The 15,303-nt window shown below is 75.9% G+C and carries 6 protein-coding genes and 1 pseudogene; 5 read left to right on the forward strand and 2 right to left on the reverse strand.

Annotated features, from left to right (window positions below; translation table 11 throughout):
- The first annotated feature begins 426 nt into the window (after positions 1 to 426).
- The 5 genes from OG272_RS03915 to OG272_RS03935 all read left to right on the forward strand — a co-directional run bounded on the left by OG272_RS03915 (position 427) and on the right by OG272_RS03935 (position 13,486).
- On the forward strand, positions 427 to 1,293 hold the full coding sequence (locus tag OG272_RS03915; protein WP_327731183.1) for a DUF4132 domain-containing protein: 867 nt from the start codon (positions 427 to 429) through the stop codon (positions 1,291 to 1,293).
- Positions 1,290 to 6,203 (forward strand): DNA-binding protein, encoded by a 4,914-nt coding sequence (locus OG272_RS03920; RefSeq protein WP_405892555.1) that lies wholly within the window; start codon positions 1,290 to 1,292, stop codon positions 6,201 to 6,203. The genes OG272_RS03915 and OG272_RS03920 overlap by 4 nt, the downstream gene beginning before the upstream one ends.
- 82 nt (positions 6,204 to 6,285) lie before the next feature.
- Positions 6,286 to 7,446, forward strand: a complete 1,161-nt coding sequence (locus tag OG272_RS03925; protein WP_326584962.1) for an AAA family ATPase — start codon at positions 6,286 to 6,288, stop codon at positions 7,444 to 7,446.
- Positions 7,443 to 11,396, forward strand: a complete 3,954-nt coding sequence (locus OG272_RS03930) for a vWA domain-containing protein (RefSeq protein WP_405892556.1) — start codon at positions 7,443 to 7,445, stop codon at positions 11,394 to 11,396. The genes OG272_RS03925 and OG272_RS03930 overlap by 4 nt, the downstream gene beginning before the upstream one ends.
- Positions 11,393 to 13,486 carry a hypothetical protein gene (locus tag OG272_RS03935; protein ID WP_405892558.1) on the forward strand — a complete coding sequence of 698 codons (2,094 nt, stop codon included), beginning with the start codon at positions 11,393 to 11,395 and terminating at the stop codon, positions 13,484 to 13,486. Before OG272_RS03930 ends, OG272_RS03935 begins: the two co-directional genes overlap by 4 nt.
- A 153-nt stretch (positions 13,487 to 13,639) precedes the next feature.
- Here the strand turns inward: OG272_RS03935 and OG272_RS03940 are convergent.
- Positions 13,640 to 14,352, reverse strand: a pseudogene (locus tag OG272_RS03940) (response regulator).
- Complete coding sequence (locus OG272_RS03945) at positions 14,349 to 15,275, reverse strand: sensor histidine kinase (RefSeq protein ID WP_405892559.1); 927 nt, start codon at positions 15,273 to 15,275, stop codon at positions 14,349 to 14,351. The pseudogene OG272_RS03940 and the gene OG272_RS03945 overlap by 4 nt, the downstream one beginning before the upstream one ends.
- Positions 15,276 to 15,303 lie beyond the last annotated feature (28 nt).

Genomic DNA, 15,303 nt, shown 5'->3' on the forward strand with positions numbered 1-15,303 from the left:
TCGGGCGCTCACCGTTCCGAGCCGCGTCCCCGATCCGGGGCGCGTCACCTGTTCCGAGCCGGGGCGCGTCCGGTGCGCGCACCCCCTCCGCGGCGGCGCCTCACCCGCGCGCCGCTGCGGAGGGTGAGCACGCCGACCGTACGGCGCCGGGATCGGCGACTGGCCGGTAATACGTACTCCGGTTACGTAGGTCTACGGATGCGTCGGCGTGCTCGCTTCGATTGGCTTGCCGGACGCCGGAGGGATCCTCTCGCGTGCCCGTTCGGCGTCGGGGTTCCCGGCGCGTCGCAGGGGGCTCGCGCGGAGGCTCCCGGACCGATTGTCAGTGCCTGCCGCTAGCGTTCCGCACATGGTCGCACTTGGGCCGGGATTCCCCGGCTGAACTGTGCTTTCTTCTTGTGGAACTGACGCGGAGGGCTGGGGAGCGTGGGTTGGCTGTCGGCGGGTGACGGGTATGAAGTCGCCCTTGTGGAGGGGCGGGTGGCGGCGCGAGCCACCTCGGGCCGGGCGGCGGGACGGCAGTTGAAGTCACTGCCGCGCGCACTGAAGGACCACCCGGAGGTGGACCGGCTGCGCCGGTTCGCCGAGTGGCTGGATCGGCACGCGGCGGCGTGCGTCACGCAGGTGGACGCCTGGATGGTGTCGTCACTGCCCGTACCCACCGGTCTGCTGGCCCGGGTGTGGCCGGACGAGGCGTGGCAGGCCGCGCTGCGCGACCTCGCGGTGGTCGGCGACGACCCGGACGAGGTCGGTTTCCTGCGGGGCGCCACCGACTCCGGCGAGCTGCGGGTGGTGAACCTGGACGGTGAGACGGTCCGCCTCTCCCCGCGTACGGTGACCCTGCCTCACCCGGTGCTGCTGCCGGACCTGGACGACATCCGGGAGTTCGCGGCGGAGCTGGGCATCGTCCAGCGCGTCGAGCAGATACACCGGGCGACCTGGCGGCGGCCGGACGGCCTCGCCGCCAAGGCCACGCAGGTGCGGGACTTCACCGGGGGACAGTTCCGCTCCCGCTTCGCCCTCGCCGCGCGCGCCACCTCACTGGGGTACCGCGTCTCCGGGGGTTACGCCACCGCCCGCGTCCGGGACGGCGAGCGCACCGTCGAGGCCTCCGTGTGGATCGGGGAGCCGTACTGGGACGACGAGGTGGAGACCGGCGGCCTCACCTGGCAGGACCAGGACGGCCGTGCCCTGCCACTGGGCGAAGTGGGCCCGGTCGCCTGGTCGGAGGGGATGCGGATGGCCGCGGCGCTGTACGCCGGGCGAGTGATCGAGGAGGGCAAGGACGCATGAGCGGGGGGACGCGGGTGTCGTACGAGGAACTGCTGGCGGCGGGCGGGGTGCTGCCGCCGGACACCGAGGAGGCCGGGGAGCGGGCGGTGCCGCTGACCGCGCGGACGTACCGTCATCCGGGCCTGGACGACCGGGTGGTCGTGCGGCTGGTCGCCGGGGAGCTGGGCGCGGCGGAGGATCTGGCCGCCGGGTTCCTCGGTCTGGAGCAGGACGCGGAGCCCGCGGTCGTGGGGCTGGGGCTGCGCCAGTCGCTGGGGTTCCCCGAGTGGGTGCTGGTGCACCACCCGGCGGACGGGCACCACGCGCTGGGCGTCGTGCCGGACCTGGAGCGGGCGGCCCGGCAGGCGAAGACCAAGCCGAAGCTGGCCATGGACGCCTACCTGGAGCTCGGCGAGCGGCTGGCGGCGTCGGTGCCGCACTTCCTGCCGACCTTCTACGAGCAGGCCGGGCGGGTGTTCCTCGAGGAGGAGAACGCCACCTACGCGGCGCAGTTGTTCACCCGCGCCCGCAAGGCCGAGGCGGAGCACGGGCTGACGGTCGAGGAGGAGCGGCTCGACGCCGTGTTCCTGGAGTTCGCGCTGGCCGGGGCGCTCCCGGTGAAGGTGCTGTCGGCGTACGCGAAGGAGCTGGCCGCGCGGGTCCCGGCCGAGGAGGCGCTGCGGCGCTTCACCACACTGTGCCTGCGTCGCACGGCGGGCGGTCTGCCGCCGTCGGCGCAGATGGCGGGCGATCTGCGCCGGCTGGCGCGAGCCGCCGGCCGGGACCCGGACCTGACCGAACAGGCCTATCTGGCCGAGCTGCTGGTGCTGCCCTCCACGCTGCGCGCCGCGGCGGGCTGGTGGAAGGGCCACCGTACGGCGCTGGCGGCGCTCGCGGTGCGCGAGCCGAGCATGCGCGGCACCCTGCTGGACACGCTCCCCTCGTCCCACGACGACGACATGCCCGCGATGTGGCTGGACATGTTGCGGGTCTCCGGCGCCACGGCCGGGCTGTGGGACGGCTCCCTGCCCGAGGAGCAACGGCCGCACGACGGCACGGCGGGCTGGCTGGAGCGGTTCCTGACGTACCGGGAGCGGGCGCGGTCCTGGCGCGGCTCCACCCGGATGCCTGAGCTGTACCCGCTGGTGGAGCGGGCGGCGGACCAGTTGCGTACCGAACTCTCCTCGTCCGGGCGGGAGTTGAAGGTCACCCACGACATCGACCTGATGGACCTGTTGCTGTCCCTGGACGTGCCCGTGGCCGCCCCGGGGAAGGGCGACGGGCTGCCGCTGGAGCAGTGGGCCTCGGGTGACGGGCACCGCGAACTGCTGTCGTTGACCGCCGACTCCCGGTTCCACGAGGCCTTCCAGCGAGGTGCGGACCGGTTCAGCGACGACGACTCCGGGCGGCGGGCGATCCGTGTGCTGGCCGCGTCGCCGGGCGGGCGCCCGCTGCTGGCGGAGTGGGTGAGCGGGGTCGTCCGACGGTTCGCCGCCGTGGGTCTGCCCCAGTTGCCCGACGCGCTCACCCGGCTGAAGTGGCTGCCCGCCGAGGCGTTGGCGCTCGCCGAGGACGAGGTGCGCGCGGCCGTCGCCACCGACCTTGCGCCGGTGCTGTCGCGCACGCTGCGCGCCGGGCTCTTCGACGAACTGGGCTGGCCCGCCTGGGAGGACGCGACCGCCGGCCTCGTCCCGAAGGACGACGTCGAGGACCTGATCGTCGCCGACGCCTGGCCGCACCTCGTCGTGGCGGGCGCCGCACAGGCCCGCGTGATCGGCGCCGAGGGCACGCTCCTCACGCACGACCTGCGTATCCCGGCGGACGACAAGTGGGGCGACCCGGGATTCCACCACGTGGACGGCGAACTGCTCGTCTACTGGCGGTCCCGCAACGGCGGCCTGCGCGGCTACTGGCACACCCGCGCCGACCACCCCCAGACCATGGAGGGCCCGGGCGGCACGCGGGGCACGGAGATGGACTGGTACAAGGCCGACCTGAAGCTCACCCTGCCCCTGCCGGGCGGCGGCCGCACCACCGGCGCGGGCGTCCTGCACGTCGGGGACACCACGATCCCCGACGAGCGGTGGCTGGCCTTCGACGGCGCCTCGTACTGGGTGTGGCACGCGGAGGGCGAGCAGGACACGCACGGCTGGTACGAGTACGACCCTGGGTCGGGCAAGCGCGGGCGCATGAGCATGCCCGCCTTCCTGGCCGACGCGCTGCGCGACGCCCCCGAGGGCAGCGCCTTCGACAGCGGATGGCTCGGCCCCTCGCCGACCGTCGGCCACGCGCCGGTCTCCGCGCCCGTGGACGGCGTGGTCGGTATCCGCACGGTCCAGCTGCCCGACGGCTCCCGGCGGACCCAGGATCTCGCCGGGCACTCCGTCACCCTGCCCGCGGGCCGGGGCAGGCCGTCCGCGCTCGTCGTGTTCCCGGGCGCCGACCGGGCCCGTGCCGTCGTCCGCAACGGCTGGCAGCTCGAAGTCGTCGACACGGACGGCGTCGTCACCTCCGTCGCGAAGACGGACCGTACTCCGGGCGTCTTCGGCGAGGGCACGCTGCTGCTGCCGCCGGTGCAGTTCTGGGAGTGCATGACGGCGCGCGACCCGGAGGGCTCCGCCGCGCTGCGCCGCATCGACGGGGGGACATCGGCGGCCCTCCTGGCGGCCGCCGCGAAGGACGACAAGGAGGCGCTGCCCGACGCGATCCGCGCCCTCCTGCCGGTCACGCATGACGCGCTCGTCGCGGGCATCGCCGGAGTCGTGCGTTACGCCGCCGGCCAGCAGGCGGTCCTCGACGCGGCGGCGGCCCGCCTCACCCGGGCGCTCGACGGAGGCGTGGAGGAGCTGGAGGGGCCCGCCGGGCCGGCGGACACCGTGCTCCAGGACGCGATGAGCGGCCTCGGCGAGTCGACGCGCTCCTGGTGGAACCGCGACGCGGAGGCCGACACCGTCTTCCGCACCCTGCGTGCGATGACCAGGACGGCCGGGCTCCTCCCCGGTACCGCCGCGCCGGAGGGGCCGACCGTGCGCCTCCACCTGGACGGGCCCGGGCTGCCGACCGGGCACCCGGAACTGGCGTCGCTGACCGACCGCGTGGCCGCCATCGCCTTCCGAGCGGCGGCCGGCACGACCGCGGAGGAGCACCGGGAGGCGCTGCGCGCCCTGCTCGACCGGTTCGAAGCGCTGGGGCTCGGTGTCGGCACCGCGTCCGAGCGGTGGCGCAAGGTGGTCCTGCACCTGACGGCCGATCAGCTGCGTACCCCGTCGGGCGAGTGGCGCGAGGGCTCGTGGAACGGGCTGCTGCCGCTGGGCGGCGGCGCCTTCGTCGCGATCGTGGGACGCCGCTCCCTGGACGACGACGGCTGCGCCTTCACCGGGTTCTTCCACGACCCGGCGGGCCGGTTCGAGGCACCGGAGCCGTACACGCTCCGAGAGTCCTCTCCGCTGGGCGGGAAGGGGGAAGCGGCCCGGCTCGGCGCGTTCCTCTCGGAGCTGGCCGCGCGCGGACCGGCGCCCTGGTTCCCGGAGGCCGCCGAGGAGTTCGCGCGCCGCACCGGCGTCACCGAGACGATGGCCAGGCTGATCGTGGCCGGGCTGCCGCGGATCGACGTCTACGAGCGCACGTTCCTGACCACGGAGGCACGTGGCACCCTCGGGGTGAAGGCCGCCCCGGCGGCCGTCGCCAAGGACGAACTGCGCGGCGTCGACGGCGGGATCCGTGCCGCGGTGGTGGCCGCGCTGCTGCCCGCCGACCCCGCCCGGCTGTGGACCGAGGGGCCGGACGTGGCCGCCGCGGCCGAGGTCTGGAACAGCGAGGTGGGCCGGCGGACGGCCGTCCCCGAGGAGCTGTTCGGCGACGCGATCCGCGCGGTCAAGCACTCCCCGTGGCCGGTGCGGAGCGCCCTGCCCGCACTTCTGCACCCGGCCGGTGAGCCCCGGCTCACCCGGGATCTGGAGTGGGCGGTGAACGGCGACCGGGTCCGGCCCGTCGGCGACGACGCGGTCGGGTTCACCGCAGACACACTGGTCGGCTCGGTCGGCCTCGCCGCCTGGCTCGCCCACCGGCTGCCCGCCGGCGATCCGCTCCGGGCCGCGCTGCCCGCCGCGCTCACCGCCGTACGCGAGCGGCTGGCCCATCCCGGGCTGGTGCTGGACCTCGGGCGGTACATCGGCCTCTCCCGGTTCCGGAAGACCGCGGGTCACCCGACCGAGGTCGGCGAAGGCTTCGAGCGGTACGGCGCCGTCATCCTGGCGACCCACGACGACCAGCCGGCGCCGGGCCTCCGGGTCGCCCTGCTCGACGAGGCCGGCCAGGACCCGTATCTGCCCGCGCTGCGCGTCGAGGACCAGCAGCCCTTCGCGGCCGAGGTGGCACTGCGCCTGGCCCGCGACCCCCGGTACGCGGCGCTCCTCTCCGACCCGGGCGACCCGGCGGCGGGCGAGCACGGCGTGGACGGCACCTGGTGGCCGCAGGACCCGAGCCGTTCCGTGCCCGAGCTGGTGACGGAGGTGGCGAAGGAGTACGGCGTGAGCGAGGACGCCGCCACGCTCTATCTGATGCTGCTCGCCATGCCCGACCCCACCGACCGTATGACGGCCCGTTGGACGGGGTGGAAGCCGGCCCGGCTCAAGGCTGCCCGTGCCGAACTGGCCGGGGGCGAGCTGGTGGTGGAGGCCAGCCGTACCCGGGCCGGGCGTTCGCTCTTCCTGCCCGGCGCCTGGGCCGACCCGAAGGCGCCGCGACTGCCGCTGGAGCGGTGGAAGCTGCCGCTGTTCGGCGAGCTGATGAGCGACGAGCACGCGACGTTCGGCGTGATCGTGCCGACCGAACCGGCCGCCGACCTGTACCGCAGGGCCTGGCAGCGGATCCAGGACGGCGACGCGCCCCGGTTCGAGGAGCTGAAGGTGCGGCGGGGCCGCCGCCGCTGAGGAGCCGGGGGCGCCCGGTCACCGGGCGCCCCCGGCCTCCCTCCCCATCTACGACCGACGGACCTACCGAGCAAGGACATTCATGACCCCGACCGACACGGCGACGGCCCTCCCGGCCCGGCAGACCCTGCCCGCCGAGGAGCGCCACGCCACCGAACTCGACTTCCTCGCCGCCCATGACGAGGGCCCGCGCCCGCCCGGCTGGCGCCTGACGCCGCGTTCCGTGGTCACCTTCGTCTGCGGCAGCGGCGGCGAGACGCTGAAGCTGGCCAAGCCGCACGAGACACTGCCCGACAAGCTGGTGATCGCGCCGAAGTTCGTCGGCGAACGCGCCTTGGTGGAACGGTGCGTGGTCACCCTCGCCGGTGAGCGCGGGCTGCTGCTCGTCGGCGAGCCCGGTACGGCCAAGTCGATGCTCTCCGAGCTGCTGTCGGCCGCCGTGAGCGGCACCAGCGCGCTCACCGTGCAGGGCACCGCCGGCACCACCGAGGACGCCTTCCGCTACGGCTGGAACTACGCCCTGCTACTCGCCCAGGGCCCGTCCCCCGCGGCGCTGGTCGACTCGCCGGTGCTCGGCGCCATGCGCTCCGGCCGGGTGGCGCGGGTCGAGGAGATCACCCGCTGTCTGCCCGAGGTGCAGGACGCCCTGGTGTCGATCCTGTCCGACCGCCGGGTGAGCGTGCCCGAGCTGTCCGGCACGGACGACGCCCAGGTCCCGGCCGCGCCCGGTTTCACCGTCATCGCCACGGCCAACCTGCGCGACCGTGGGGTCTCGGAGATGTCGGCCGCGCTCAAGCGCCGCTTCAACTTCGAGACCGTGCACCCGATCGCGGACGTCGACGCCGAGACGGCCCTGGTCCGGCGGCAGGCGGAGGCGGCCGTCCAGCGGGCGGGCGCGGCCTTCGGCGTGGACGACGCGGTGCTCGACGTGCTGGTCACCGTCTTCCGCGATCTGCGCGAAGGGCGCTCCGCCGAGGGCTGGGACGTGGAGCGGCCCGGCACGGTCATGTCCACCGCCGAGGCCGTGCAGGTCGCGGCCTCGCTCGGGGTGGCCGCCGCGTACCTGCCCGGCGGGGACGCGCTCGACCTCGTGCCGGGTCACCTCCTGGGCGTGGTCCGCAAGGACGATCCCGCCGACCACGCCCGGCTCCTCGGCTACTGGGACGGTCCGGTGCGCCGCCGTGCCGAGGACGGCTCGGCGATGTGGCGTCGCCTCTGGGACCTGCGGGAGAACCTTCGGTGACGACCACTCAGGACCCCCGGGCGGCCGTCACGGCCCTCGCCGACTCCGGGCTGCCGTATCTGCTGGGGGTACGGCACCACAGCCCGGCCCTCGCCTCGGCCGTGCCCGCCCTGCTGGACGCCTCCGGCGCGGAGGTCGTCTGCGTGGAACTCCCCGCCGACTTCCAGCGCTGGCTCCCCCACCTCGCCGCCCCGGGCACCCTCGCCCCGGTCGCCCTGGCCGGGGCGAGTGAGGGCGGACGGCTCGGCTTCTACCCGTTCGCCGACTTCTCCCCCGAACTCGCCGCGCTCCGCTGGGCGCGTGAGCGGGGCGTGGAGGTGGTGTGCTGCGATCTGCCGATGTCGGATCCGGCGTGGAGCGCGGACCGAGCGGAGTCGGGCGCGGGCCGTCAGGGGGCGAGCGCGGACGGGCGGGCGTCGAGCCCGGACGGACCGTCGAAGGACACGGCCCGGCCGACCCCCGGCCCGGGCGGGCCGGGGGCGGACGCCGACCATCCGGAGTCGGGCGCGGGCCGCCCGGGGAAGAGCACGGAAGCGGCGGAATCGGGCGCGGGCCGCCCGCGGTCGGACACGGGTCGCCCGGGAGCGGCCGCCGACCGCCCTGAGGAAGCCGCGGACGGGCCCGGCCCGGCCAGGGACACGCGGAGCGCACTCGCCGATGCCGCTCCCCTCGTCTCGCCCACCGCCTTCGCGGCCGCGCTCACCGCCGCCGGGACGGGACGCGACGGGGACGATCTGTGGGACCGCTGCGTGGAGGTGCTCGCCCCCGGCTGCGCCCCCGAAGCGATCCGCCGAGCCGCCCTCGGCGTGGGATGGGCGCTGCGTCGCGACGCCGAGTCGGCGGGCGGCGTGCCGCCGGTGGACCTGGCCCGTGAGGCCCACATGCGGGACACGATCGCCCGCGCGGCGGCGGGCGGACGCCGGGTGGCGGCGGTGATCGGCGCGTTCCACGCCCCGGCGCTGACGGACGTGGCCGGAGCGGTGGGGACCAGCGCCGACAGTGCCGGGGCCGAGAGCGCGGCATCTGCCCCGCTCGCCGTCGGCGCCTCGCCCGGGGCCCGGGGAGCAGGGCTCGTCGGGGAGCACCCGCCGGTCGTCACCTCGCTCGTGCCGTACGCCTTCGACCTGCTGGACTCCCGTTCCGGGTACCCGGCGGGCATCCGGGACCCGCGCTGGCAGCAGGCGGTGTTCACGGCCGGGGGCGATCCCGAGCTGCTGCACGGCGCCGCCGCGCGGGCGATCACCGATGTGTGCCGGGAGCTGCGCGCGGCCGGGCACACCGCGGGGACGGGTGAGGCCACCGAGACGCTGCGGATGGCGTGCGACCTGGCCAGTCTCCGGGGGCTCGCGGCCCCCGGCCGGGGCGAGGTGCTGGAGGCGCTGACGGCCGTGATGGGCCAGGGCGAGCCGCTCGGCCGTGGCCGGGCCCTGGCCCGGGCTCTCGAAGTGGTCCTGGTGGGCACCGACCGGGGCCGGATCGCGCCGGGCACGCCGCGTTCCGGTCTCGGCCCGTCCGTGGAGGCGGAGTTGGTCGCGCTGCGGCTGCCCGGCCCGGACGACCCCGCCGCGCGCGAACTCCGGCTCGACCTGCTCCGCTCCGCCCTCGACGGCCGCCGCGAGATCCTGCTCCAGCGCCTCGCGGTGTGCGGCGCGGGGTACGGCGAGGCCGTGGAGGTGGCGGGCACGGGCGACGGTACGGCGCTCACCACCCGGTGGCGGCTGTCGTGGACGCCCGCGGTTCCGGTACGGCTCGACCTGGCCGGGATAAGGGGCGTGACGGCGGCCCTGGCCGCCGAGGGCACCCTGCGGGAGACCTTCCGCCGGGAGGCCTCGGACGGCGGGCCCACCTGTGCCCTGGTTCTCGCCGGGCTCCGGGCGGCGGCCCGCTGCGACCTGCCCGCGCTGGTCGCCGACCGGCTGGCCGACGCCGCCGCCGTGCTCCCCGCCGCGGCCACGCTGCCCGAACTCCTCGAAGCGCTCGACCTGTTGGAGGCGCTGCGCCGGGGCCATCTGCCCGGCACCACGCCCGAGGGCAGGCGGTCGGCCGCCGAACTGGCCGTCGATCTCCTGGAGGCAGCCGTCCGCGCGCTGCCCGGCCTCGCGGGCAGCGACCAACCGGAGGACGCCGCCGCGCTCGTCGCGCTCGCCTCGCGGGCGGGCGAACACCGCCTCGGCCTGCGCATGGACGACGCCCTGGGCACGCTCGCGCGCACCGGCTCCCCGCTGATCCAGGGTGCCGCCCTGGCCGCCCGGGTCCTGCTCGACCTCGACGCCGCCGACGTCCTCGGCGCGCGTGCCGCCGGCTGGATCGACACGGCCACCGGCCCCGAAGGCCGCCTCGCGCTGGCCCGCCGACTCACCGGCCTGCTCAGCGGTGCGGCCCCGCTCCTTCAGTCCGCGCCGACCGCGCTGGATCCGCTGCTCGACCGTATCGACACGCTCACCGACCAGGGTTTCCTGGACCGGCTGCCCGCCCTCCGCGGCGGCTTCGACACGCTCACCCCGGCCGGCCGCGACCGCCTCCTCGACACCGTGACCGAGCGTCTCGGCGACCGCCTCGACCTGTCCCTCACCGCCTCACCGACGCTCCTCGCCCTGTGGACGGCGGCGGACGCGGCGGGCCTGGCGGCGGTCGACTCCCTGCGGCTGCCGACCGGTACGGACACCGTGGAGCCGCCCACAAGCACCGGCGTCCCGGAGGCCCCGGTGATCACCGAGGCCACCGGCGCTCCGGTCCTCGTCGGCACGTCCCGCCCTGCCGCAGCGACTCCTCGGACGGCCCCCCGTCCTGCGAAGACGCCCCCCGTCACGCCCCCTTCCCTCCTCCACCTCACCCCCACCGACCGCTGGCGGCTGCTCCTCGGCCGGGAGAGCGAGAAGCTGCCGCAGGGCGCCCGTCGTTACGCGCACGCGCTGGACGAGTTGTACGGCACCGGCCGCGGCGAGGGTTCCTCGGACCTCGGCCGGGGCGGCGGGCGAGGTCGGGGCGGCGGCCAGGACGCGTCCTTCCCCACGGCCCGGGAGTGGGCCGAGGAGTTGGACGCCCTGTTCGGCGCGGAGGTCCGCGAGGAGGTGCTGGCACGGGCGGCCGACCAGGGCCGTACGGACGTACTGGCCGAGCTGGACCCCGAGGCCGTGCGCCCGTCGGTCGACCTGCTGTCCTCCGTGCTGTCCCTGGCCGGCGGGATGCCGGAACAGCAACTGGCCAGGCTGCGCCCGCTCGTACGGCGTCTGGTCGACGAGCTGGCCAAGGAGCTCGCCACCCGTATGCGCCCGGCGCTCACCGGTCTGGCGACTCCGCGCCCCACCCGCCGCCCCGGCGGCCGGCTCGACCTGCCCCGCACCCTGCGGGCCAACCTGGCCCACACACGCCGGACGGCGGACGGCCGCACCGTGGTCGTACCGGAGCGGCCGGTGTTCAGCACCCGGTCCCGCAAGGAGGCGGACTGGCGGCTGGTCCTCGTCGTCGACGTGTCCGGGTCGATGGAGGCCTCCGTCATCTGGTCGGCGCTGACCGCGGCCGTCCTGGGCGGGGTGCCCACGCTGTCGACGCACTTCCTGGCGTTCTCGACCGACGTGATCGATCTGACCGACCGGGTGGACGACCCGCTGTCGCTGCTTCTGGAGGTACGGGTCGGTGGTGGCACCCACATCGCGGCGGGGCTCGCGCACGCCCGTTCCCTGGTGACCGTGCCCAGCCGGACCCTCGTGGTGGTGGTGAGCGACTTCGAGGAGGGGTATCCGCTGGGCGGGCTCCTCGGCGAGGTACGGGCCCTCGCGGGTTCCGGGGTGCACCTCATGGGCTGCGCCGCCCTGGACGACACCGGCACCCCGCGCTACTCGGTGCCCGTCGCCCAGCAGCTCGTCGCGGCCGGTATGCCGGTCGCCGCCCTCAGTCCCCTCGCCCTCGCCCGCTGGGTGGGCGACCGCCTCCGCGGAGAGACCCGATGAACGCCGAACTGCCCCCGGCGGCACCCGACGTGGTGGCCGCCGCCGTCGAGAGCCTGACCTCTCGGCTGCGCAAGAAGCTGGACGCCGCGATCGAGACGTACGCGGCCGTGCCCGTCACCGTCGACGGCGGCGCCCTGCGCGTCCGGTGCGGCGAGGACGCCGAGGTGATACTCACGCCCGGACCTACGGGCACGGTGACCGACGCCGAGCGGGCGGTGTGCAGCTGCCTGCTCGCACCCCGCTGTCTGCACCGCGCCGCCGTCCTGAGCGCCTGCCCGGTGGCCGACGCCGACGCGGACGCCGACGGGGAGACCGAGCCCGGACCGTCCGGCACGGCAACGGGTCTTCACGGAAGCCGAGGTGAGGCCCCGTCGGCCGACGGCCCGCAAGCCGCGGGCGCGATCGGCACACCGGCGACCGGCGAGCCCGTCGAAGCCGGCGTACCGATCGCGGGCACAGCTCCGCTCCACGCCGTCGGAGCCACCCGCGCTGCCGGAGCCGACCCCATCGGCACCACCGGCGCCCAGGGCTCCGACGGCTCCGGAAGCACCAGCGGCACGGGACGCGGCGAGAGCACCACGGACGCGCCCCGCACCACCGAAGCCCAACCCCCCACCCCCGCCCAGGTCGCCGCCGCGGCCGGCCTCTGGGCGGCGACCGCGGCCGTGCTCGCCGCCGGAGTCCCGGCGGCGGGAGCGGTGCCGCAGGCGGAGTTGTTGCGGGCCGCGCACACCGCCCGGCTCGCCGGGCTGCACCGCGCCGAGGCGGCCGCCCTGCGGGTCGTGCGCGGGCTGCGGGGCGCCCGTGCCCGGCACGACGGCCACCGGCTGGCCGACCTGGTCGCCAACCTGCGCGAACTGCTGCTCACCACCGGCCTGTTGTCGGCGGCGGACCCCGAGCCCGCCCTCGTCGGCACGGCCCGCCGCGCCTACCGGCCGGGCGGCAGCCTGCGGGTGCACGGCGTGTGCCGGGAGCCGGTGATCTCGGCCACCGGATACGGCGGTGTCGTCACCCATCTCGTCTCCGACGACGGGGGCTGGTTCTCGATCGCCGACGTCAAGCCCGGGGGCCCGGCCCGCGCCCGCGGTGCCGCCACAGCCACGGTCGCCCTCGGCTCCGGGACCCTCGACCACGCCCAGCTCTCCCGCGGCGGACTGTTGATCTCCGGCGCCACGCTCTCACCGGACGGCCGCCTCGGCTCCGGCAAAGGTGTGCGGGCCACGCCGCTCGCCGGTCTGTCCTGGACGTCGGGGCCGCTGGCCGCCCTGTTCACGCGTCCCTTGGCGGAGGCGGTCGCGGAACGGCTGACGGGCAGCCCCGGCGCCGACCCCGAGCAGGCGGAGCAGACGGCGCGCAGGCTGATCGGCTGCGACCTGGTCCTCGTCGGCGCGGCGGGCGACCACCTGCTCGCCCGCGAAGTGTCCTCCGCCGGAAATTCGGCCGACGACGGCCTCCTCGTCCGGCTGACACCGGCCCATGGCCACCCCGACCTCGCCCACACCGCCAACTTCCGTCAGCTCGCCGCCCGGCCCGGTCTGCGGCTGCGCGTGCTCGGCCGCCTCGAACCCGACCGCGCCGCCACGCTCCGCCCCCTCGCGATCGGCCCGGCCCCGGACGCGGAGGCGACCCTGCGGCTGCCGGACGACTGGCAGGGCCACGCCGACCTGGGCTACGACCGCCTCCAGGGCGCGCACTTCCCGCCGCCGGACGCCCTGCCCACCGTGGACGGCCTCGCCGGCCTCGCCGGCGTCCCGGCCGACCCGCTCGCCGAGGCCCCGTTGTGGCGACTGCGCCGGCTGGTCGAGGTCGCCGTCTCCGGGGGCCGCCGCGCGGTCGCCGAGCCGGCCCGCGACGGCGACCGGAACGGCGGCGGCGCGGCCCTGCGGCGCAGCGGGTTCCGGGCGGCCGCCGACCTGGCGACCGCGCTCACCGCGGAGGCCGACCGCCGCTCCCGCGATGTCTTCGGCCGCGTCACCGACCCCGATCCGGACCGCTACGCCCGCGCCTGGCTCGCCACCGCGGTCTACCTGGCCGGCACCGAACGCGCCCTGGTCCAGGCCACCTGGCGGCACCAGCCCTCCGATGCCTGACCGTCGGCCTCCCTCCACGGCCGCCCTCCACGGGCTCCCGCGACGGCCTCCCTCCACGGGCTCCCTCCACGGGCTCCGCCACCCGTGGAGGGAGCCTCGGGCGTGTGGCTGAAGCAGCCCGGACCAGACGTGGCGCAGCCGACCGATCCCCGATCACCCGGACCCGGCGCGGCGCTCCCCGCCGCTTCCGGAGTCGCTGGCTCTGACCAGCCCCTTCTCGTACGCGATCACGACGGCCTGGGCGCGGTCGCGCAGGTTGAGCTTGGAGAAGATCCGGGCCACGTGGACTTCACGGTGGCTTCGCTGAGGGTGAGTTCGACGGCGAGTTCCGCGTTGGACAGGCCGCGGCCGAGGAGGGTCAGGACCTCCCGTTCGCGGGGTGTCAGGGTCTGGAGGTCGGCGTGCACGACGGCCGGGTGGGCGGCTTCCGTGGCGAAGCGCTCCACCAGTCGCCGGGTGATGGTGGGGGCGAGGAGGGCGTCACCGGTGTCGACGAGCCGTACGGCGGCCGCCAGGTGCTGCGGGGTGACGTCCTTCAGGAGGAAGCCGCTGGCGCCGAGGGACAGGGCCGCGTAGACGTAGCGGTCGAGGTCGAAGGTGGTGAGCATGAGCACCCGGCACTCCGGGGCACGGTCCAGGATGCGGCGGGTGGCCTCCAGACCGTCCATGTTCGGCATCCGGATGTCCATCAGCACCACGTCGGGTTCCAGCTCGCGGGCCATCGTCACCGCTTCCACACCGTCGGCGGCCTCGCCCACCACCTCGATGCCCCGGGCGGTGAGGATCAGCCGGAACCCGGTCCGGATCAGCGTCTGATCGTCGACGACCAGCACCCGGGGCGCCGAGACCGTGTCCGCCGCCGTCACGGCCGGTCCAGAGGGAGACGTGCCCGGACCCGGTAGCCACCGCCGAGACGGCGTCGGGCGTCCGAGTCGCCGCCGTACACGGCGACCCGCTCGCGCAGGCCCAGCAGCCCGCGCCCGGTGCCGTCCCGGTGGCGCGGGGCGGTCCGTGCGGGGTGCGGCCGGGTGGGGTCGCCGCCGGTCAGCACGCTGGGGCCGGTGTTCAGCACCTCCACGCGCAGCGCGTGGTCGGCGTACCGCACGGTGACCTCGGCCTTGCCGCCGTCGCCGTGTCGGAGCGCGTTGGTGAGCGCCTCCTGCACGATCCGGTACGCCGTCACGTCGATGCCCTGCGGCAAGGGGCGCGGGTCACCGGAGATCCGTACCTCGACGGGCAGACCGGCGAACGAGATCCGGTCGACGAGCGGGCCGGGCCGGTCGAGTCCGGGCTGTGGCGCCAACTCGGCCAGCTCGCCCGAGTCGGCCGAGTCGCCGCCGAGTCGGCCCGCGCCGGACTCGACCACCGCGTTCCCGTCCCCGGCCATGTTCTCCTCCGTCTCCTCGCCGTTCTGCGAGGGCGCCAGCAGACCCAGCAGATGCCGCAGGTCGGTCATCGCGCCGCGCCCCGCGTCCTCGACGGCCAGCAGCGCCGCCGCGGCCTCGTCCGGCATGGTGCCCAGCACCTCGCGGGCCGCCCCCGCCTGGACCACCATGAGGCTGACGTTGTGGCTGACGATGTCGTGCAACTCCCGCGCGATACGGTCGCGTTCGGCCACGACCGCGGCCGACGCGGCACTCTCCCGCTCCCGTTCGAGCAACCAGCCGCGCTCGCCCACGGCCCTCTGCCAGCGCCGCCGTGTACGCACCAGCTCCACCGCCAGCCAGGCCGCGACCGCGCACGCCACCGCCAACGCCGCTGTCGTCGCGTCAACCCCCCACTCCCACATGGGGTTCACCTTCGCAGACCGGTGCGCC

This window comes from Streptomyces sp. NBC_00104 (assembly GCF_045160825.1).
Classification (GTDB): domain Bacteria; phylum Actinomycetota; class Actinomycetes; order Streptomycetales; family Streptomycetaceae; genus Streptomyces.